The 23,226-nt window shown below is 27.9% G+C and carries 23 protein-coding genes; all 23 read left to right on the plus strand.

What is annotated here, in order from left to right:
• Nucleotides 1-7 precede the first annotated feature (7 nt).
• Complete coding sequence (locus KPL54_RS12065) at nt 8-193, plus strand: hypothetical protein (RefSeq protein WP_216106789.1); 186 nt, start codon at nt 8-10, stop codon at nt 191-193.
• 29 nt (nt 194-222) lie between these two features.
• Complete coding sequence (locus KPL54_RS12070; protein WP_216106790.1) at nt 223-2,277, plus strand: hypothetical protein; 2,055 nt, start codon at nt 223-225, stop codon at nt 2,275-2,277.
• 851 nt (nt 2,278-3,128) lie between these two features.
• On the plus strand, nt 3,129-3,317 hold the full coding sequence (locus tag KPL54_RS12075; RefSeq protein ID WP_216106791.1) for a hypothetical protein: 189 nt from the start codon (nt 3,129-3,131) through the stop codon (nt 3,315-3,317).
• 39 nt (nt 3,318-3,356) lie between these two features.
• A complete protein-coding gene (locus tag KPL54_RS12080) occupies nt 3,357-6,743 on the plus strand; it encodes a hypothetical protein (RefSeq protein ID WP_216106792.1) in 3,387 nt (1,128 codons plus the stop codon).
• Nucleotides 6,744-7,426: 683 nt separating this feature from the next.
• Complete coding sequence (locus KPL54_RS12085; RefSeq protein WP_216106793.1) at nt 7,427-7,651, plus strand: hypothetical protein; 225 nt, start codon at nt 7,427-7,429, stop codon at nt 7,649-7,651.
• Nucleotides 7,652-7,653: 2 nt separating this feature from the next.
• Nucleotides 7,654-8,010: a hypothetical protein gene (locus tag KPL54_RS12090; RefSeq protein ID WP_216106794.1), complete on the plus strand. Its 357-nt coding sequence runs from the start codon at nt 7,654-7,656 to the stop codon at nt 8,008-8,010.
• Between the two features lie 176 nt (nt 8,011-8,186).
• Entirely contained in the window at nt 8,187-8,345 is a 159-nt protein-coding gene (locus KPL54_RS12095) for a hypothetical protein (protein WP_216106795.1), read from the plus strand.
• Nucleotides 8,346-8,555: 210 nt separating this feature from the next.
• Nucleotides 8,556-9,683 carry a hypothetical protein gene (locus KPL54_RS12100; protein WP_216106796.1) on the plus strand — a complete coding sequence of 376 codons (1,128 nt, stop codon included), beginning with the start codon at nt 8,556-8,558 and terminating at the stop codon, nt 9,681-9,683.
• A gap of 132 nt (nt 9,684-9,815) precedes the next feature.
• Nucleotides 9,816-10,580 (plus strand): hypothetical protein, encoded by a 765-nt coding sequence (locus KPL54_RS12105; protein WP_216106797.1) that lies wholly within the window; start codon nt 9,816-9,818, stop codon nt 10,578-10,580.
• Nucleotides 10,581-10,607: 27 nt separating this feature from the next.
• Nucleotides 10,608-11,048, plus strand: a complete 441-nt coding sequence (locus KPL54_RS12110) for a hypothetical protein (protein ID WP_216106798.1) — start codon at nt 10,608-10,610, stop codon at nt 11,046-11,048.
• Nucleotides 11,041-12,609, plus strand: a complete 1,569-nt coding sequence (locus KPL54_RS12115) for a phage terminase large subunit family protein (RefSeq protein ID WP_253203446.1) — start codon at nt 11,041-11,043, stop codon at nt 12,607-12,609. The genes KPL54_RS12110 and KPL54_RS12115 overlap by 8 nt, the downstream gene beginning before the upstream one ends.
• Before the next feature lie 18 nt (nt 12,610-12,627).
• Nucleotides 12,628-12,963, plus strand: coding sequence for a hypothetical protein (locus tag KPL54_RS12120; RefSeq protein WP_216106799.1), 336 nt, complete (start codon nt 12,628-12,630; stop codon nt 12,961-12,963).
• Between the two features lie 38 nt (nt 12,964-13,001).
• Nucleotides 13,002-14,396, plus strand: coding sequence for a phage portal protein (locus KPL54_RS12125; protein ID WP_216106800.1), 1,395 nt, complete (start codon nt 13,002-13,004; stop codon nt 14,394-14,396).
• Nucleotides 14,377-15,183, plus strand: a complete 807-nt coding sequence (locus tag KPL54_RS12130) for a hypothetical protein (RefSeq protein WP_216106801.1) — start codon at nt 14,377-14,379, stop codon at nt 15,181-15,183. Before KPL54_RS12125 ends, KPL54_RS12130 begins: the two co-directional genes overlap by 20 nt.
• Before the next feature lie 853 nt (nt 15,184-16,036).
• Nucleotides 16,037-16,612, plus strand: a complete 576-nt coding sequence (locus KPL54_RS12135; protein ID WP_216106802.1) for a site-specific integrase — start codon at nt 16,037-16,039, stop codon at nt 16,610-16,612.
• A 563-nt stretch (nt 16,613-17,175) separates the two neighbouring features.
• Nucleotides 17,176-17,700, plus strand: coding sequence for a hypothetical protein (locus KPL54_RS12140; RefSeq protein WP_216106803.1), 525 nt, complete (start codon nt 17,176-17,178; stop codon nt 17,698-17,700).
• A 34-nt stretch (nt 17,701-17,734) separates the two neighbouring features.
• Nucleotides 17,735-18,085, plus strand: coding sequence for a hypothetical protein (locus tag KPL54_RS12145; protein WP_216106804.1), 351 nt, complete (start codon nt 17,735-17,737; stop codon nt 18,083-18,085).
• Between the two features lie 60 nt (nt 18,086-18,145).
• Nucleotides 18,146-19,882, plus strand: coding sequence for a hypothetical protein (locus tag KPL54_RS12150; RefSeq protein ID WP_216106805.1), 1,737 nt, complete (start codon nt 18,146-18,148; stop codon nt 19,880-19,882).
• A gap of 205 nt (nt 19,883-20,087) precedes the next feature.
• The gene (locus KPL54_RS12155; RefSeq protein WP_216106806.1) at nt 20,088-20,645 is read left to right on the plus strand and encodes a capsid assembly scaffolding protein Gp46 family protein; all 558 of its coding nucleotides are present in this window, start codon (nt 20,088-20,090) and stop codon (nt 20,643-20,645) included.
• A gap of 149 nt (nt 20,646-20,794) precedes the next feature.
• Entirely contained in the window at nt 20,795-21,625 is an 831-nt protein-coding gene (locus tag KPL54_RS12160) for a hypothetical protein (protein ID WP_216106807.1), read from the plus strand.
• An 89-nt stretch (nt 21,626-21,714) separates the two neighbouring features.
• Nucleotides 21,715-22,050 (plus strand): hypothetical protein, encoded by a 336-nt coding sequence (locus KPL54_RS12165; protein WP_216106808.1) that lies wholly within the window; start codon nt 21,715-21,717, stop codon nt 22,048-22,050.
• A gap of 15 nt (nt 22,051-22,065) precedes the next feature.
• Nucleotides 22,066-22,479: a helix-turn-helix domain-containing protein gene (locus tag KPL54_RS12170; RefSeq protein ID WP_216106809.1), complete on the plus strand. Its 414-nt coding sequence runs from the start codon at nt 22,066-22,068 to the stop codon at nt 22,477-22,479.
• A 34-nt stretch (nt 22,480-22,513) separates the two neighbouring features.
• The coding region (locus tag KPL54_RS12175) for a hypothetical protein (protein ID WP_216106810.1) at nt 22,514-23,226 on the plus strand (713 nt) is incomplete at its 3' end.

Genomic DNA, 23,226 nt, shown 5'->3' on the forward strand with positions numbered 1-23,226 from the left:
GTTGTAAGTGAAAAATAAAATTAACTATAGAATGATTGATAATAAATATCTTTCACAAGGATTGGCATTTTTTGGATTTAGATTTATGCAGTTTGGTTATGGTAAAGATGCTAAATATTCATTTGAGGATTCCGTGGAACTAACACAAACAATAGGTAAGTTATTAACTATAAAAAAAGAATTGGGTAGATAAAATAGAAATTAAGGATGGTGCGATTATTAATGGCAAAAGAAATAAATAAACATAGTATAATATCAAAAAATTTAATGAACTCTTATGAGTTTGATGTAAGAACTAGAACAGTAGGTGTACATGATATAATCAAATTAGATAGCAAGGGGAAAATGATGGTAGATAAGACTATGAAACTCTTTAAGGATACTATGCTAAGTTTTGGAACTGTAATTAATGAACAACAGGAAGAATTCGCTTTTAGGACTGCAAAATTAATATTTGGTCAATTACAAAATGGTAAAATAAATTTAGTATCTGCAAAATGTGGTTTTGGTAAGTCTGTATTGATACAATGTGCAATGAAAATATTAGTAGATAATTTAACAAATGGATTCTCTACACACCATAATGAGGGAGCAATAATAGTAACTGATAAAATCAAAAAATTAGAGGACTTTAAACTATTTGTTGATGGAACTTTAGAAAATAAAAAAGGACATAGAGTATATTTATTACAGTATACACCTCAAAAAGAGTATGAAACCGATGAAGAATATTATGCAACTATATATGCTCAGAGAAAAGAACAAGCAAACTATCCAATAGTATTAATATCTTCTCAAAGACTTAGTATGTTAAATGAAAAAATAGATATATTTAATGTATGGAATGATAAGGAGAAAGAGGAACATGATAGAACTATTAAAATAATTGACGAGAAACCTGAAATATTTGACATGATGAATGTTGATAATAATTTCTTTGCTATAATTATTGATGCAATTAATCATGCAAAAGTAATTGACAAGGTTAAAGACGTAGAAAATAAAAATTATCTCCTAACAGAAATACAAAATATAGTTACTAATATAACAGAGTTATCAAATAAAATGGCTATTAATGGCAAACAAATTGATATATATTCAGCAGTTGAGGGGGCAACTCTAACAACTAATGATACAAAATTCTTTGATATGTGTGATAAGTACTTAAATAAATTTATAAATAGTAGAATAGGTTATTTAGTAAAACTATGGATTGATGAAGGTGGAATATTCTGTAATTCAACAGATAAAAAAGGAACTAATATAAGATATTTTAGGACTTTAGGACTTAAGCAGATTAATACTGGAATCAAGACTATAATTTTTGATGCTACATCACATTATGATATGAGTTATTTAGATGAAGACATATACCAATATATAGATATTGATGATGAAAGAGACTACAACAACTTAGATATACATAACATTCCTGTCAATATGGCAAAATGGGCAATAACAGAGGATAGTTGCAAGAAATTGAAAGTATGTGCAGACTATTTAAAAAGTAGATTTTCAAATTGTAAGGATCTTTTTCTAGTAACATATAAGGATGTAAAATACATATTAGACAAACAGTTAAATAATGAATTGAATTTAGTAAAGTTGGATGATAATATTCCTAGTTTTGGTGCGACGAAAGGTAAAAACAACTGGAATCAATGTACTAATATGATTCATTTAGGATTTAACAGAATGAGAGAAGTAGAGTACATATCAAGATATTTAAGTATAATGTTATATGGTCAAAATGTAGAATTTTTTAAAGGAATGATAGAGTTTCCACAAGATAAGAAATCATTAGTAGAGAGTTTTGAATTAGTTAAAGGTGACTTTAGAAATAAAAACATACAAAAATACATGATTTCAAGTCTACTAGTTGATTTTGAGCAAGAAATATTTAGAACTAAAATTAGAGAATTTACAGATACAACTACACCGGTACATATATATGTATTCAATATGTATGAGGATATGATTGGCAGAGTTGAGACTAGATTTAAAATTAAGATAGTGCAAGAAACTGAACCTATAGAATTTATGGTAGATACTATTAAAACTAGAAAAACTAAGGATGGAAAAGAAACTAATCCACAAAAAATATTGAGTTGGATTGATAATACATGGAATGGTGAAGAAATTAAATGTAAATCTATGTTATTAGAAATTGGACTGACATCTAAACAATTTAATAAGGCTAAAGAACATAATACTAAATTAGTTGAAATACTTAGTACATATATGATTAGTAAGAGCACATATAAAAAAGTAATATAAAGTGACCCCTAATTACTATTATTATTATATAGTAAATAGGGGTAAAAATAAATTTTAAATTATTAGGTAAAGTTTGGAATGTATGAAATCATAAAATATAAATACATATTGAGAATTTTACCAATCTTTTAAGGTAAAACGAACAGTACATACTTTTGTCCTGCTTTTGGACACAAGTATGTTTAACTCTCCAATTACTATAATGATACAAAGTTAAGCAATAAAATTAAAATGTAGGGTATCGCTTCAGCGATTATCTGTCCGATATAGGACTTGAGCTTGGCTCAACTTAATACTGTAATAGAATAGAGAAAAGAAAGACCAACAAGGAGAAATCCACAAAAAAAGCTATTCGCTTTTATTTATGTATTTGTCGTACTACGTCCGACAACTAATGTTATTAATTTTATTATTATAATGAACTATTGCATAAATAAATGTTATAGTTAAAGTTTATTTATATTTATTACAATTCTAATATACAGTAAATACTATTTTGAACGAGAATGTAGTAATAGCAACACTTTATAGCAGATTAAGGTAATTGTAATATATTTATAGCATGACCTTGACAGATAGTCGTTGAGGTGATATTATATAAGTATAACTTTTATAATCTTAACAAAAAATTATATTTATATATTTAGGTGATAAGGCTCATTTTTGGACTAAGTTGAGTGGATCATCACAGCCTATCATACATTTTGCACGTTATTATAATATGTGATTTAGACGTTTAATGTATTTTATTTAACTTTGACATATATCTCTCAACATATATCATACAAGGTATATAAATAATGGAATCATATAAATTATCAAAAATATACCAAAAGGAGTGAATTATTAATATGGAAAATAGTATCAAGAAAATATTTAGTTTAAAAGTAGCAGTAGAACTCAGGGATTTAGGTAATTTCCAGATGTTTGAACAAGAAAACACCGAAAGGCAAGGTTTTAAGGTGTTCTGTTTCGCAAAAACTCAGCAACTATTGAATGACCTCACAAAAATCACTAATAGGAATAAGAGAACAATCTAAAATAAAATCTAAAATAAGTATCGAAAGGAGTTTTTAATATTGACAAATAATAATGCGCAAGATTTAACAGAAGGATTATACATACCATCAATCGAGGCAATGTGGCTTAAAAAGCTAAACAATGAAACAGGAGACTATGCAATAAATATGAAATACATAGATAAATTGCTTAAAGGTAAATTGGATTATTCATTTGAATTGATAGAGAATAAAGATTTAATAGATAATATTGAAATTAAGGAGATAGATGGCAAAAAATATACTTTAGATATTGTAAATGTTAAATATAATACTAAATATAATATGATTGAAGATAAACAAGTTATCGGAGTAATGGGAACTAGAAAATTAAGAGATTGGAGTTATACAGATGGTTTCAAATTTAACAACAATAAAATGGAAAACTGGAAAAGATCAAGTGGAAAATCGAGAGTTGGCGAGAATATGTTTTGTTTATCTAGCATAAGAGATAAAAATTTAGATTGGGCGAGAATGAACTTAAAATTTGAAGGTAAACAAGATATAGGCTCAATTCGTGCATATGAAAGTTTACCATTATCGAGCGTAATCGGTGAAATAGAAATTGAACCCTCCCACATATTAATCGTTGAGGACTTCGAGAGTAAATTCGACTGGACTATGAGTAAAACTTATTTAGTTAATGATGATTTAGAAACAGAAACAGTTACTACACAAGAAAAAAATAGCATTTGGGATGGAGAAGGAATTTTATCTGATAAGATTTTCCAATGCAATCCAATACTTTTTGGTCATAGTGTAGGATTATTAAGAAATCGGTACATGAAATGTGCTGGGTTCTGTGGTCGTATATCATTATTCTTTCATAATTATATTGATAAAGTTAACAAGTATAATGAATTACATGATATTGCAGAAAGACTAGATTATGATACTTATGAAATTCAAGATATGTATGGCAATTGGATAAAAGTATGTAATATAGACCTCATTACGACTCCTTCAGCTATTAAACTAGCTAAATATAATCATGTAGTATTAGCAGAGAAAGTTGATTACGTTCAATATGGTGAGGGTGCATGGTTGGCTTATTGGAAAGATAACTGTGGGACTAAATTTGGCATATGCAAGGTAGACAAGGCTAGTTATTTATGCCAAAAAGATGAAGATGGAAAAATAACTAACTATAGAAACACATTATCATATCAGCATTTGAATACTATTCCATTCACAAAAGAGGAATTAATTGAGTTAGTTACTGAAGATAAAAAATATGTAGAGGATTTAAAGAATAATTTAGATTTCTTTCTACAAGAGATAACTAAGAATGATAGTTTTAACATTGAAGATGAAATTGATGCTAAATTTGAAGTTAAAAGTAATATTGATGCTACTGGTGCATTTATAGAATTATGTAAAAAGAAACCCGAATTTGCACAAAGTAAAGTATTCAAAGACTATAGAAAAAATTATATTACTGCATATAAAAATAAGCTTAGAGCAGGTAAAATCCATATAAATAATTGTGACTATGCAATTGCCTGTGGGAATCCTATAGAATTATTATTATCTACCGTAGGAGAATTTGATAGAGAAAATCCTATATCTACATTAGTAGGAAATGAATTATATTGTAGTAGATTTGGCAAGGAAACTATGGACGTTGTTGGTTTCCGTAACCCTCATATTATGGTTTCAAATTGTGGTGTTCAAGTTAATAAATATTGTGAAGAGATTGAAAAATATATGGTAACTTCTCCAAGTATTGTATATTTGAACAGTATACTAAGTCCCATTTTGTCGATTTATAATGGTGAAGATTATGATATTGACTGCAACCTCCTAACCATAGACAAAACTATAATTTCAGCTTGTAGTAGAATAGTAACAGTTGCCACAGAGGGTATAAAGGAAATAGTAACACCTATTCCACAAAATGATATACAACCTGATAAAAAGAATAATAAAAAAGAATTAACTGGCTTAAATATGAGTAGTGTAGATACAATTATTGCACAAAATTACATAGGTTCAGTAATAAATTTATCTATGGAGATCCACTCGAAAATGAATGATATTAGATATAAAAATCCTACTCCTACTATAGAAGTAGAAACAGAAATTAATAATCTTTTCAAAAAAGTTAGTAAACTTTCGAGTATTTCTCAGGTGGAAATTGACAAGAGCAAAAAGACATTTGAACATTTAAATGTTACAAAAGAATTAGAAAAAATGAAAATAGGAATGGAACTTGTTGATGATAAAAAAGTATTAAAAGTTAGAGAGGAAATTGCAGTAATAAAAACTGAATTATCTAATAAGAAAATTGAAATTAATAGAATAAAAATTATAGCTAGAAAAGTTTTATCTAAGGAGTTAAGAGGACTACAAAATACACTAAGAATTAATTCACTAGTGAAGTTAACAGATGAAGAGGTAGTGTCAACAACAGACATAATTAAGACGTTAGAAAGCGAATTAGAGGGTGTTGAAACAACAGATAAAATTGCAAGAAAATTAATAACTAAACCATTAGGATTAGCAAGAAAATCATTACAAGAAGATATTATTGTTAAGTTAACAGATGAAGAATTAATTTTATTAACAGATAGAATAATAGCATTAGAACATGGAATAGAAGTAGTTAATATGTTTAATCAAAATAAACTTGATAGAATTAAGAATAAAGTTAATGTTAAAAATATTGAACTAACTAATTTGGACAAAAGGAGAATTAAACCATATTTCTTTAAATTTATTGGTGATAATGAATCTAAGAAACAACGTAAAACCACTAATAAAAAACATAGAAAAATGTTAGATGCTCCTATCATAGAAAAATATTGTGCTGATAATAGAATTGATAAAGTTGATAAGAAGGATAAGAAATTAATCGAATTATTAAAAGCAAATACAATAATACAAGAAGCGTGGGAAAATAAAATTTATGATAGAGAGATGGAGACTCCCATGAACTGGTTGCAGGATGAACTTGATACTATTAAAGATAGTAATAGAAGTGCTACATTCCAAGTAATTCAATTAGTTAATGCAAGTCATCATGTAAGTGATAATGATAAGGTTGCAACAGTAATTAAACTTATAAAGGATTTAGACAGTAAAATAACTACATATAATATAGATACAGATTTGAGTTATAAAGATAAACTTGATAATATTCAAAATGCTAAAGCTAAAACAGTTGGACTTATAAGAAAATTACAATTAAATAAGGCTGATATGTTCGGTACTATGCAGAAAGGATTAAATACCGTTAAGAAAGTTAAAGTAGATAAGACAAAGAAAAAAGTTAAGAAGGTAAAATCAACTAAAGAAATTAAAAAAGTTAAGAAAGTAAAAGTTGATTATCTTAGTGGAATAGAGAGCATAACAATAGAAATAATGTTTAGGGCATTTGGAACAAAGTTATTAGAAATGTTTATATAGTATGTGGGGGGCGAAAACAGATACTTAAAACACCCTACAAGACCCTATTTACCTACGTTTAAGAGGCTGAAAAGTGTGTTATTTAAAAGTTAGATAAAGGGGAAGAGTATGTAATAAGCAAAAATTTCCTCTACCTAATAATAGGTAACGCTATAGCAATTGTTTGTTGAATCAATATTAAAAATATCAACAGGGAGTAGGGGTTAATCTCCTACTTTTATTATATATTTTTTAATGTATGATTATATACTTCATTACTACAATTATACCACTAACAAAATACGAATACAATAGGTTATGAAAATAAATATAGATTTTTAGGTTATATATTAAATATATATGATTAATAAAGTCTATATGATTAGGCTTTAAATGATTATGTGATAGTTCTACATAATTGTTTATATTCTTTCATTTAAAAATTCGGAACGTTTATACATTCGTGTGGTTCGATACCATCGCCCTTCAAGATTAATAATGAAAATGTATTAAGTGTAGGACACCAAAAGGTGCAAGGAGAATAATATTCTTCTGTTATAGAAATATAATTTCCACGCAAAGTGTTAGGATTCACAATAAAAAATCCAACCTTAATTGATATTTAAAGTTACACAAATATAGTGAGACTAGGTGCGTAAAATTTAAGTTATGGCTTTCCTCTAAAAGCTAAAGGAGTAATAATAATGACTGAAATAGAAAAAGATGTTACACAAATTATAAAAGAAAATTATGAAAGAAGTTCTGAAATGTTTGAGAGAAATACTAATAAATATATAGAAAGTTTAGAAAGACAAGATAGAAAGTTTGAAGAGTTTTGTATTAAATTTGATGAATCATGCAATAAAATTTTAGAAATTAATAATAAAACTATTAAAATATTAGACAAATATAATGAAAAGGTTGTGTAAATTTGATTAATTTTAATGAAGATGAAGTAAATTTTATTAAATCTGTGTGTGAAGGAGTAATGGACATTTGGAACAATGGAACAAAAGAAGAATTAAAACGTTATATAACTGAATGTACAGGTAGTTGTTTAGAGACAGTTTTATCATTAGAAAACAATAACTGGGAGTCTTTAAAATTAATAAATACCAATCCATCAATTAATGAACATGTTAAAGATTTTTGCATAGATGCACAAGGAATGTGGTATTGGAATTACATAGATTGTGATACTGCACAAGAAGTATTTAAGTATATGAAAGATATAAATTATTGTAATATATATGTAAAAATATATAGATTTGATGATGATGATGAATAGTAATTTATATTATAAAGTAGTTGAGGAAATTCAGTTACTAGAAGATAAATTAATACTTGATTCTAATGGAAAAATAATTAAAGGTAATGCAAATAATAAAAATATCTTATTACAATTAAAATGTTGGGAGAAAATGAAAAACTACATATACATATATTAATTGGAGGTGTTTATTAATGGAATTAATTGATGAAATAAAAAAAATGACTAAAGATATAGAAATGGTAGCAATTGACCAAAAACAAATATACAAAGATCAACATAGTATTTTGTCTAGGTTGGAAGAAATATCTGAAATTATGGAAGAAATAATTGAGATTGGTAAAGTAAAATAATACATAAGGTTTTGGTGAATAATTATCACCCCATAGCCTAGATTTAGTTGTATGTAATTGAAACATGAGAACATAACACAAATATACTCTTTATTGGGTTACTAGTCCTTCCTCTTTAGAGGGTAGACATTTGTATTATGTTCTGATGCTTTAAGCATACAAAGTTGACAACTAACATAAAGTTGTTGAAAAAGGAAGGACTTAAATTACATGAGCAAAAACACAAATAAAGTTTTAGGAGGTTCAAGTGATAATAATATAATATCTGTACAAGAATTTAATGGTGTAGAGGTAGGATTTAGAACAAATAAGGTTACTGGTACTAGTGAGGTTAGAATAAATGAAATTGCTAAATTTTGTGGATGGACTACTATAGCAAATAGTGGAAATGAAACAATAAGATGGGCAAGAGTTAATGAAAAATTAGCAGAATTAGGCATTGCCAAACTTGGCAACGGTGATTATATTCAAGAATATATAATGTATCCATTAATTGGAAAAGCTAATAATGAAAAAGCAACTCAATTTATGTTATGGGTAGGAAAAACGTTAGTAGATTTAAGGACTAAAGGTGTAGTTATATTAGAGGGTGCAACAGAATCAGCAATAGATTATGAGAGGAAGTTTGGCAAATATAGAATTAGAAAAACTTTCACTAATAGTAAGAGTATTGTAGAAGATTATAAGCAATTTGTAGAATTATCTAAAATAGAATGGAAAGCTAAAAGGCTCAACAATGTAGATAGGGTTAAATTATGCTCCATAGTAGTTAATACATTACATGAGAGAATAAATACCAATGTACTTGATATGAAAGCCAGTGAAATATTAATGTTGCAAGAACTTATATGTGATATTAAAACAGATATTATTAAATTAAGTAATAAGAAAAATGGTGGCATAAAAACAAGTCAGACGAAAGTCATTAAGAAACTTCAGGAACAATTAGAAAATAATATGAATACATATCCTAGACAATCAGAATTTATAACACTTGATATTAGTGGTTTCAGCAATAACTACATGTACAAATATAGTAATGGTGGTACATATAAATCAGATGCCTACAAGAATTGGATAAGAAATTTTCCTACAGAGGAAACACCAAGTATAGAAGAATGGGAATGTGATTTTACTAAACCTATAGAGGTTTTTATAAATTATACTGCAAAGAAAGATTTTGATATTAGAAATTTTGATAAGAGTTTTATAGACGTTATCTTTAACAATCTAGGAGTCGATGATAATATAGTGGAATCAGTCCACAGTCAAAGAGTTGGTACAGTATCAACTTATCAAGAATGTAAAATATCGTTTTTTATTCGTAACAAGCAATGATATATCAATTTATTATAACATAACTAAATGTCAAACGCAACATAAATTTTGAAATTTAAGCACATTGAGATGATGCTGAAAAAATATATGGTTTAAGGCTTTTCCTCAAAAGCATAAAGGAGAATATTAATTATGAAATCAAAAATGAAAGTTACAGAGGACAATTTACACGTATTAGGAATTTATGCAATTCAAACTAAGGAGGGAGTACCAATATACGTAGGTAGCAGTAGTATGGAGGTAGTTTCAGCACTTGGCAGACATTTATATTTCCTTAAACGTGGTCAATATGCAGACACAAACAAAGCAGAAATGCAAAAACTATATGATATGGAATGTTTGGAGTTTGTTATATTAAAAGAGATTGAAACAATGGATGTATATAGAAATATGAGTACATTAGAAAAAGAACAATTAAATGAATGTATGAGTGTGTGGGAGCAACTATATATCGACATGTATAGAGATACGATAGTAAACTCACATAATACTGTTCACAGACATTCAAGTAATAAAAATGATGGTACTACAACAGAAAAAAGAAGACTGGCAAATATTGGCTCTAAAAATCCTATGTCAAAATACAGTGAAGAACTAATTTCTAATATATTATATCTTAAAGAAAATGGATATAAACCACAGGCAATCATGGAAATGTTAGAGAAACACAATGTAAATATGGATATGGATAAACAATATATAAGTATTTTGGGTGCGAGTAGATGGGTTTATACTTCTAGTAAAAAACCTATATGGTTAGAAGAAAATAATGAGGAAATTGAACCAATACAATTAGAAAATAATATGGAACACACTATAATAAATGAAGATTTATTTAGCAAATTATATTTTGACAGTATAGTTATACCTAAATATGATAAGACAATAACAAAATAAAATAATATAAGAAAGAGGTGAAGTTTAATGGCAAAAGAGAAAAAAGTTGTTGATGAAGCTGAAAAGGTATCACCAATGGATTTTAAAAATAGTATCATGGATTGTTTATCCAATAGAAAATTATATGAATTTGTTAAGTGGTATTGTACTTCAGATCAGTCTAAAGAATCTTACGATGCCATTAAACATTTACTTAATGGAGTTGAATACGATTATGCAATGAGTAATCATTTAACACGTTCAGATATACAAGAGGCTATTAAGTTATGGACTAAGAAAACTAAAGATATGAATATGCTTAAAGTTTACAATGTCATGTTAAATAAAGCCTTAGAGGGTGATGTGAAGTCAGCAGACTGGTTAAGTAAATTTAATTCTAGTGATTTCTTTAAAGAGGAAGAAGACTCAGAAATACATGATTTTATGGCAGGATTAAATGTAGATATGACTGGTGAAGAAAATGAGTAAAGTTACAAATTCTGATATGTTGAAATTAAAATTCCTATGGAAAGATGAAAATAAAATATTATGGATACAAACATTTGTGAAAATAGTTGATAAGAATAAAAAAGTAGTTCCATTTATATTGACTAAGGAACAGAAGTATTTTATTGATAATTTAGGTAGAGAGAATGTAATTTTGAAGGGAAGGCAAATAGGATTGACAACATGTACTATTGCCTTAATGATAAGAGAATGTGTTATACACCCTAATAGTAGTTGTCTGATGGTAAGTTATGACCAAAAGAGTTGTAACGACGTGTTCGACAAACTTAAAGAGCAATATAATTCATTACCATCATGGTTATCAGTAAAATTAGTGGCAAATAATAGGCAAGAATTGAAATTAATTAATGGTAGCAAGATCACATGTGTATGTGCAGGTAATAATGACCTTGGCAGGGGTGGAAGTAAGAGTTTTGTACATTTTACAGAGTTTGCATTTGTAAAAGATGCTAGTAGACATTTAAGTTCTGTTAGAAAAACATTAACTAATAATAGTACATTAATATTAGAATCTACTGCTAATGGTATTAATTTACACCATGATTTATTTTTCAAGGCTAAGAATAAAGAAATAAGTATGAAAGATTTCTTCTTTAGTTGGATAAATGCTAGTAGTTTATTTGCAGAAAAGTATAGACAAGCTACAGAGGAATATATGGCTATACATGATAATGTAATGTTAGATGAATCTGATTTTGATGAGGAAGAGAAGGAACTTGTAGAGTTGGGTTGCACCATTCCTCAATTAATTTGGAGAAGACGAGAAGTGGGAACAGATGGAATAGAAAAGTTTCATCAAGAGTATCCTAATACTCCTATTCAAGCATTTATACAAACTGGTTCAAGTATTTTTGATAGCAAACGTGTTAATCAAGCTATGATGGCTTTAAAATTGACTAAAGTTAAACCAATAGCTAAGGCAAATATTATATTACCAATAGAATTAAAACTTTTATATGGTAAAGATTTATTTATATGGGAACTACCTAAGATTGGAGAAAAATACTCAATTGGCGTAGATATGAGTGAGGGGTTAAATCAAGACTATCATGTAATTGAAGTATTTAATCAAGATATGGTTCAATGTGCAGAGTTCGCAAACAATAAAATTAAACCTTGGGAAATGGCAACAATTATTAATTCAATTGGTCATTTTTATAATAGGGGTTTGCTATGTATAGAACGTGCTAGTGGTGGAGGAAGTGCAATCTCTAGGTTACGTAAAGAATATAAATATATGAACATGCTTAAATATAAGACATTTGATGAATTTAATAGACCTAAACTTGAGATAGGATTTGATACTAATACTAAAACTAAAAGTGTTGTTGTTAATGACTTCTTGGAATTATTTGATAAACATTTAATGGTAATTAATTCAGAAAGACTATTAGGAGAAATGCAAACATTTGTATCTGAAAATAATAAGATGTCTGCAACGTCAGGAAATCATGACGACTTAATCATGAGTGTTTGCATGGCAATTCAAAGTCATAAGCAGAAGTTTCAATATAAGTGGTAATGGGAGGTAAATAATAATATGAAAATATATATAAATGAAGATACAGAGGAAATTTTAAATGCACTAGTAGATAGAAATATAGTATTTAATGAAAGAGGAATGGAAGTTAAGAAACAATTTTATTATGACTATCGTATAAGAATGATTTTTTGTAGTGAATATATAGAAGTTGAATACAATGAGGAATATTTAAGATTTAGTCTAAATCGTTCAGATGAAGAAATTTTAGATAAATTAAATAATGTATTTAATGATGGAATAGATGTACATAAACAATTTTCACAATCAAGATTATGTGAATGTGCTCATGGATTAAATGATGGGGAAATAATGATTAATTTAAAAGTTAACTAGAATAATATAAAATTATGCGAAAGGAGTGAATATATTTAATGGATATTAACAATTACATAGATAAAGTATATCCCAACAATAAAGAAACATGGTTTGCAGATGAAGTTGAACAAGGATTTAATGTTGCTCGATATAGCAATGTATTGGCGAATAAGGATTATTTAACTGGTTGTCATAAGATATTAAAGAAAAAAGATTTTATATATAAAAAAGCAACTTATATAACAAGAAAACTTATTATAAATGAAGCTAAGACTATATTAAATTTTCATTCAACTTATCTATTAGGTAAACCACTATCATTAGTTGGTACTGAAGCTAAAGTAACACTATATGAAAAGATATATCGTCTAGGTAATTTCAATGATATAGATTATACAAATGCAGATAAGATGTATAAATATGGTGACAGTTATGAGTATATATATAGGGATGAGAATAAGATTATAAAAGCTAAAGTTATAGATAGTGCTGACGGAAATCCAGTTTATTCAGAAACTAATGATTATGTTGCATTTATAGAGAGTTGGATGAGAAATAACATTACATATTATGTAGTTTACTATGAAGATAGAGTGGAAACGTGGAATAATGAGGGTGGAAATGGATTAAATATGACAGATTCGTTTGTTAATTTAAGTGGATTACCAATACATTATCATAATACTAATGATTCAGATGAAAATTATGGAGAAAGTCTAATTGATGTTATTAAACCTATATTAGATGAAATAGAGGACTTATTAAGTAAAATGGGTGATAGTATATATACTTTAACTTTAAATCCTTTATTGGCAACAGTAGGACAACCTTTAGATGGTGAAATGAATAGTGATGCAGTAGGATATACCTTAGCTTTAGAAGCTGGGTGTAGTGCTAGTTATCTTAATGCTCAAATGGATTATAGTACAATTAAATTATACTTAGATACATTAGGTCAGAAGTTAAATATGGTATCACATATGCCATCAATAGTTAGTGGAGGTAACATAGCAAATGTTAGTGAGGTTAGCTTAAAGCTACTTTATCAACTTGCCGACGTTCTCGCAATGTTGAGTGAAAAAAGTGTCACTAAGGGATTAAAAAAGAGATTTGAAATTTTCGATAAACTATTAGCTAAAGATAATATTAAATTCACAGATGATGAATATGTGGGAGTATCATTTAATTATAGTAGACCACAAAATATGACAGAGTTATTAGATAATCTTGTTAAACAATTTGGAATGGATTCTATTTCTAAGAGAACTATTATAGAGAAAAGTCCCCTAACAGGAGATGTGCAACAAGAACTCGATAGACTTAAAGAAGAACAAGAAGATGATTCTCTTAACTTAGATAAAGTAGATATTACTGATATTGATAATGTAGATAATTCTCAGTCTTCAGATGTGAATGATGAGGTGGATACAAATGCCACAACTATTAAATAAAGAGGATAATGACAAGAAAGATAAGGAATTGGTGGCTCTATTTCTTATTATGTTATCTTATAAAAATAGTAAAGATTTCAAGAAATTAATGATACAATATAGAAATAATAGAGATATATTAAAGGATAGTATAGGTAAGATATATATAAAGTATATGAAGGATAATAAACTTAGTATTACCAATAAGAATATAACTAAAGAGTTGAGATTACTTGATAAGGATATAGATAAAATTGGTAGTGATCTAACTAAACAAGAGAATATTATCTTGGGTACTCTATTATATAAAACTTATACAGATACTTATAATAAGAGTATATCTATTATTTCTAAATATAAAGTTATTGATAGAAATAGTATTAGTAAACTTATTGATAAGAGTATATTGAGTATTGTAAATGTTAAGATAAATGGTAAAACTAATGTAATGAGAAATGCAGATAATAAAGCAATGTTTATTAATAATGTTAAGAAGAATATCAAGAAGGAATTAAAGTTAGGAAGTTCTATTGAGGTTATTAATAAGAGCATAGATAAAGTATTCCAGAAAAAAGGAATAGATATTACAGATAGATTAATTGATAATGAGATTAGTCGTATGTATAACGTTGCTCTTATAGATGGATATAGAGAGGTAGGTATTCAGAGAGTAATATATTGTTCTGTACTCGAAGTAGGTACGTGTAGTGACTGTGCTAACTCGGATGGTGAGGTATTTGATATAGATGATTGTATAAGTTTACCAAGGCATGTGAAATGTAATTGCTATTATAATCCTGAGATATAAGACAATAAGATAGTAGTATATAGGTAGATGTATATAGATATATAGATAGACATATGTATGTAGTAATGTATCATATATAATGTAGTTAATATTAGTGTGGATAAATAAGTATGTACTGAGATTATATTGAGTGATATGTGTATGACAATATGGTAACATAATGATACGTAATGTGAGTATGATATGAGTGTTAAGTGTTGATATATGTAGGGTATATGATAGTATATGTTAATGGATAATAGTTATTAGTTAATACAATGTAATAGGGTAACTATGATAGGTGGATAATATGAGTATATTGTTCTATATATTAGCACCGATTATTCAAACAAACAACAACTCTATCTATTCCATTAAATGTATTGTCTAATCATGTCTAATCATGTAGGTATATGTCTAATGATATAGGGTGTGTGTATACTACACGTACCATACTATGTCTATGCTATATAGGTGTATGTGTTGGTATGACTCATGTATAGTGTATGTAGGTATATCTTATATGTACTCTGTGTGCCAGTGTCCACAAGGTAGGTAGTGTATAGGTATATCATATAGGTATAGTATGTACTATGTATAAATACGTATTTACATATCTTATATATACATTGGGTCAATGGAACACAACTAGGCATATAGGCACATGATATAAGACTGATTAAAAGTAAAATTTTATAGTATCTTTACAATCTGAATCTAACAGAACTATGAAGAGTTAGATTGGGCATATGTTGATAGATAAGGCTATGACTATGCTCACGTACTATATTAAATATATTTTTAAATAGTGTTGCATTTCAATCTAACATAAACTATAATAATAGTATAATATGTTATATAAGGAGGTGCAACAATGATTGAAGTAAATGCTATACGAGAAAAGAAACAAATAGAGGGAATGAAGAGAATACTAAAGGCTAATAACATGAGAGATTATTTATTATTCGTTATTGGTATAAATGTAGGATTACGAGTATCAGACTTATTAGGACTTAGAATATCAGATGTAATTACTATTAATGGAAAGGTTAAGCCTGAAGTAACTGTACATGAAGGTAAAACTAAGAAAGCTAGGACATTTACAATTAATAAATCTGCATCAAATGGAATCAAAGAATACTTATCTTCATTAGATAATAAGTATGGGATGGATTGGTTTCTATTTAGAAGTAGAAAAGGCAATAATAAGCCTATCAGTAGAGTTCAAGCATGGCAAGTATTATCAGATGGTGCAAAATTAATAGGTATTACAGAGACTATAGGCACTCATACATTACGTAAAACATTTGGTTACTGGGCATATAAGCAAGGTATTGATATTACAGTGCTACAAGATATATTCAATCACTCAACACCTAAGATTACATTGAGGTATATTGGTATAGCTAAAGAAGATAGAGTGAATGTATATAATAACTTGAATCTATAATAGTATAGCAACAACGAGCATGTGCCATAGGTATGTGCTTATATTGCGTGGTTAATTAATCATACTGTATAAATGTTATAAGAATAGATTTAATTATATCAAAGATACATTAGAAATCATATCAAATCAATCACAAGGAACGACAAAATAATATACGATTACCCCTCTTCTCTTTTATACGTCTTAGTTAATGTAATTTTTACCCACAGTAAATTTTAACTTTGGCTATATTCCTACGTTTGCACACAATGAGCCAACTATATTTCATATTCCTACGTTCCATATCCCCATATCCCCATATCAACTATTCTTAATTAAGGACAACGTTGACCGTATCATATCATAATTACCAATCATATCTATATATATCTATCAGTCGTTACACTAACCGTTTGGTTATTCCCAATCGCTCATAATGGCTATATTACTACGCTTCAACCATATTATAATTATATTCATAGTATATTTATAACACATTATCAAACTGAATACATATGAGGTATCGACTTATATTCATAACAAATTAATAAAATAAATATACATAATAGGAGGGTTTAATTAAAATGAAAATAGCAAAATTAACAAAAATACAATTTGAAATATTAACAAAGGTATGCACAAATCAAGAAATACTAAGGTTAGTAATATATAATACTAGAAGTCCATTACAGGACACATATAAATGGCAGAGTGGAGATATTAACGTTCAACCTGACATAGAAGATAATATTTATAATGAAAATAAGAGAGTATATTTATATAATAATGGTGATGAATTTCACGATAATCTTGATTCTACAATTGTAATACGTAGAGAAAATTGTACTTTAATAGAAGAACAAACTGGCTCTATAAAAATAGATATAATATGCCCTATAGATTATTCTATACTTGATGATGCTTTAACTCAAACTCAACTTAATAGAGAGTGTGAAATAGCTGATAGAATTATTGCTATAGCAAATACTGTAAATGGAGTGGTTGTTACAAATTCACATGAAAGTGTTTCTGTTGTACATAAACAATATAATGTACTAACACTTGATCTATTATATACAGATAATTTACAAACAGTACCATTAGCCTAACATAATATAAAATTTACAATAAGGAGTTGAAACTATGACAGTATTAGAACGATTCAAATTAGAGTTATCTAATAAAGATTATTATACAGATATTGAATATACAGTATTCTTAACTGAAAACTCATTAATAGCAGATGCTACATATGATAAGACTACTATGCAACGTAATTTACTATTATCCGTAGTAGATACATTTGAGACATTAGGTAATGATGTTGATTGTATGAGAAAAATAGATGTAACTGGAATATCTAGTACAGATGTTGCTATTGCATGGATAAGACAACGTATTGAAGATGCTAAAGTTAGAATATCAACTATTCAAATTGAAGGTTCTGAAGAATTTAGTAATGTTCATATGATGTTTACTAGAGATAGGAGATAATAGCCGAACGGCGATTGAGTGATTAAAATAATATTAAGGAGAGAGAGGTGATATAGATATATGAATGATGGAGTAAAAAATGCTTATAATAATTTCAAGAAAAAATATGGAGTAGATGTTATAAAAAGAAATTTACCTTATAAGGCTATTTTGGTAGATGATACTAGTAATAACTTTATTAAGAATATACAAATGGAACAAAGTGTTATGAAATTTGGTGATTATATAGATTACTATGATGAATCTGCTAATAGATTAGATACTTATATTGTACATAGTAAAGTATTATCTAAGTTGTATTATGATGAATCTGAAATAAGACAATGTACTGAAGAACTTAGATATAATGCTACAATAGATGGAGTTCTTGGAGTAGTTCGTATTCCTACTATTGTATTTAACGGTACAATTAACGTAACAAATGGTACATATTTTGATACTCTTGATAATACTATTACGTGTGAAGTGGGAGCTAGTAAAATAAATGAAATTACACCTATTATGTCCGTTACAAAACCTTTTAGATTTATTTTAAATCATCAATATTGGAAAGTACAAGGTGCTGAGGGTTCTACAAACTTTGTTAATGGTCAAGGTACTATATTTATTAAACTAATATCAGCAAATGATGGTTCTTCTGTCGATGATAAAGTAAATCAAGTAGCATATAATGAAACTGTTCCAATTGTCACGACAAATTATGAATATACTCTTACTTCAGATAAGAAAGATATAAGTTTAGAGAATACTAGAAATTATCAAACTAACATAGTTTGTACTAGAGATAATCTTATACAATCTAATCCAGTATTAAGTATTGTGGTAGGAGATTCTAGTATATGTACTATGTCTTCAGATGGAGAAATAACAGGCTTATCCGTAGGCTCTACAGTAATCGTAATTACATATTATGATAAATCTATTACATTAAATGTAACTATATCTGCAAAAGTAGAAATATATACACTTACTGGAAATAGTTCTATGAATGATTCTATACAAAATACATATAAGATTATTGATGAGAGTGGAGTAGATAGTACATTAGATTATACATTTACAATAAGTGATGAAAGTTTGGCTCAAATAGTATCTACAACAAATAGTAGTGTTATTTTAGTTGGTAAAAATATTGAGGGTAATATAGTATTAACAGTAACTAATAAACTTACTGGTCAAGTATATACTCAATCTATTCAAACTCATTATAATGCTCATACTTATACTATTGATGCAATTGATCCTACTTCAAATATAACAGTAAATACTACTTATTCAATAGTAGCAAATTGTACAGAGGATGGAGTTGCTAGTACACCTAGTACATTAACTTATTCAAGTTCTGATACAAGTGTTGCTATAGTTTCAAATGGAGTAGTAACAGGATTATCAGTAGGGAATGCAATTATTACATGTAATTATATGAATGTAAGCGATACTATAACAGTTAATATTATTGCAGAAGTATTAGAAAAATCATACAAAATAGTTACTTCTACAACTCAAACGGATGTAGACACAGTGAGTCTTGGCTATGTAAGAACACAAAAAATTGTTAATAGTGATTTAACTGTTATTACGACAGGAGAGGTATTTACCTTTACCCTTGAGCAAAGCTCAAAAAATCCTAGTATTACTCCGTCTCAATTAATTGTTTTAATCGACAATGTTCTACCAACGTCATGTCGTCTCAATCCAAATACAAAGAATGTAATTGGATATTTTTGGCTTGTGGCAGAAACAAATGGGATAATATCTCGTAGAGAATTGAGAGTTAAATATTTAAGTGGAAATTAAATAAGCAATAATACTACGTGTTTTTAGAGCCTATGTATGAATATATGCGTATTTAGGTTTTATAAAACACGTAGTTATTAATTGTGTTCAAGAAATAAGACAATATAAAAATATAAAAAATATGATACAAAATAAAATTGAGGGTTTTATGATAGTAACTTTACATAAGGGATTATTATAGGGAACTCAGAAGGAGTTATTAATTATGGAATTTACAACAGAACAACAAGCAGAAGTAACAAGATTAGTAAATGAAGCTACAAACACAACTAAGGAATCTTATAAAGAGTTTATGTCTAAAGAGGACTCTACTAAGTTTACACAATCTGAAACCGATAAGATTAGAACTGAATATTCAAAACAGATTAAGGGGTTTGAGGATAAAATTGCAGAGTTGAGTCCAATAGCTAAAACTGATTCTGAAAAAGCTATAGATGCAAGATTATCAGCAGTAGAGGAAAGAGAAAACTTGGCTACATCTAAAGAAAAACTACTAAATACGTCAGATATGTTGAAAAAACAGGGTTTACCAACTGAATTAGCTAAATATTTACAGACAGTTAAGGCAGAAGACGTAGAAACTGAAATTACATCATTAAAGGCAGTATTTGAAGCTTTAAAAGTAGATAACGGATATAAGCCTACTAATCACAAAACTAACAATGAATCTATGACTAAAGATCAATTTAAGAAATTAAACTATGTAGAGAGGTCAGCTTTATTTACAAGTAATCCTACACTGTACAGTAAATTATCAAAATAACATAATATAAAATGATAGATTAAGCACTTTGGGAAATCTCAAGGTGCTTTTTATATAAAAAGAAAATAAAGTAATACAAATTATTAACAATATTAATTGTAATTGATGGAGATGCAAAATGGCATCCGTCACGAAAAGGAGTAATATATATGAGTTTAATAGTACCAGTAGTTTACAGTGAGATTTTAAGAGAATCATTTTTAGGTAAAGTAAAATTAGCAGGAATGGCACAAAATTTAGGAATACTTAAAAACACTACAGAAGGAGATACAGTTAGTTTTCCTAAATATAAAGCACTATCAGATGCTCAAGTAGTTATAAAAGGAACACAATCAGCAATTGATGAAATGGAACAAGTTGATAACAAAGCAGTAATCAAAATGATAGATAAAATTGTAAGAATCTATGATATTGATGATATGACTGCTCTTGGTAACTCTATTCAAGAAGCAAATTCACAACAGGCAATAGTTCTAGCAAGAAAATTAGATACTGATTTAATGACAGTAGCATTAACTAGCCCTCTTAAATCAGCTACAGTAGGAGCAAACGCAATCACTGCTGATGAAATAAATGCTGGAATACTTAAATTTGGCGATGAACAGGATACTGACACTATGTGTGGAATATTAATTAACTCTTTAGTATCTGCAAGTTTCTATAACATGCCTGAATTTGTTGGAGCAGGAAGAACTGATACTGTTCAAGGTAACGGAATCGTTGTAAATGGTGTTATAGGTTACTTTAGAGGTATACCCGTTGTTGTAAGCGATAAGGGAACATATGACTCAGTTAAAGCTGAATGTATCACTTTGATAGTTAAAGTAAATGCTCTTTCATACATGGAGAAGAAAGTTATAGATGTAAAAGAAGAAAGAGAAGAAAAATACCATTGTTCTGATGTAATTGGAACTTATATATATGCAGTAGCATTAACAAATGATGCAGGAGTCGTAGTAATCAGAAAGACAATAGTATAATACATATTCATAATTAGGGGGAGTGGGGATTTTCCCTACTTTCCCTTTTTTTTAGTTTTTATAAACAATAACAGGAGGGATTATTAATAATGATAAATATAGAAAGAGAATTAAATAGTAAAAGATTTATAGAGGATATAATTAATGAATTTAGAAATGAATTTGGTATTTATTTTGAGGTTCAAGGAAATAAAATTGATTTAGAATATGTAAAAGTGGAACAAAATGGGTTTATAGCAAATTCAGAATATATTGTAGTTAATATAGGCTATATAAATAAAACTTATTCCAATAGAAAACCTAAACAATTATATATCAATATAGATGAGATAGTCTTATATAAGAAAATTACAAATATGACATATACAAAGATAATTTTAAAATCAATAATAGAAAAATTGATCTTTAATAATGGAGATAACTAGGAGGGATAAATTAAAATGTTAGATTATAGACAATTGAAACATCTAAGATTATTACATGAATTAACACAGACAGAAATAGCAAAAGAGTTAAAAATTAGTAGAAATTATATAAGTATGGTGGAGAATAATACACGAAAATACAGTCAAGAGTGGCACGATAACTTTGTTAAAACTATTTACATACTGCATGAGAGAAAAAAGAATGGCATTAATATAGTTGATGAAATTATTGAAATTGCTGAAGTGCTTGACGAACCATCTATAAAGGATATTGAGGTTACAGAGCAACCTATTATAGAAACAGAGCCTACTATAGATATTGCTAAAGAAATTGAGGAATTTGAAGTTACTGAATCTATAAAAGTTGTTGAAGTTAAAGATAAAGTTATTCCTAAAAAGAAAGCCTTATCAAGAAAGAAAAATAAATAATATATAAAATAATGTGAAAGGATGGTGAGCATGTATGGAAATTGAGGTTCTAGCAAAAAGTTATGTTGTAAACGTAGATTTATTAAATGGAATTGATTTTCCTAATATTAAATTTGTACGTAATGACAATGCAAATAGGATTATATTTAATATTACTAATAACGTAAAAGAAGTATTCCTTGATAATAAGACTATTACTGTAAATATTAGAAAATTAGATAATACTAAGGTCATTTATGGTACTAAAATAGTAAATGGTCAGGCTATTTGGGATTTAGACTTAAATGGTGTTGCTTGTTTGGGATTAGTTGTAGTTACAGTAGAAGTATATGAGGGTGCTACAAGGCTAACGTCTGAGAAGTTTAATTATACTGTAGGTGATGAAATAGGTGGAATTAAAGTTGATTCTTCTAATGATTTACCAGTTTTAACACAATTAATTGCTGATGTAAACTCTACTAAATTAGATTCTACTGAAATGGATGCTACTTTAAGAGAGACTATTGATATAGCAAATACTGTTAGATTACAACTTGATAAAAGTGTTATTGATGGTACTCCACTCAAGGGAGATAAGGGAGACACTGGATATACACCTATTAAAAATGTAGATTATACAGATGGAAAAGATGGTGCTAAAGGTGATAAAGGATATACTCCACTCAAAGGGACTGACTATTTTGACGGTAAAAATGGAATTAATGGAACTAACGGTATTACTCCTATCAAAGGGACTGACTATTTTGA

This window comes from Clostridium estertheticum, from assembly GCF_018861295.1.
GTDB lineage: Bacteria > Bacillota > Clostridia > Clostridiales > Clostridiaceae > Clostridium_AD > Clostridium_AD estertheticum_D.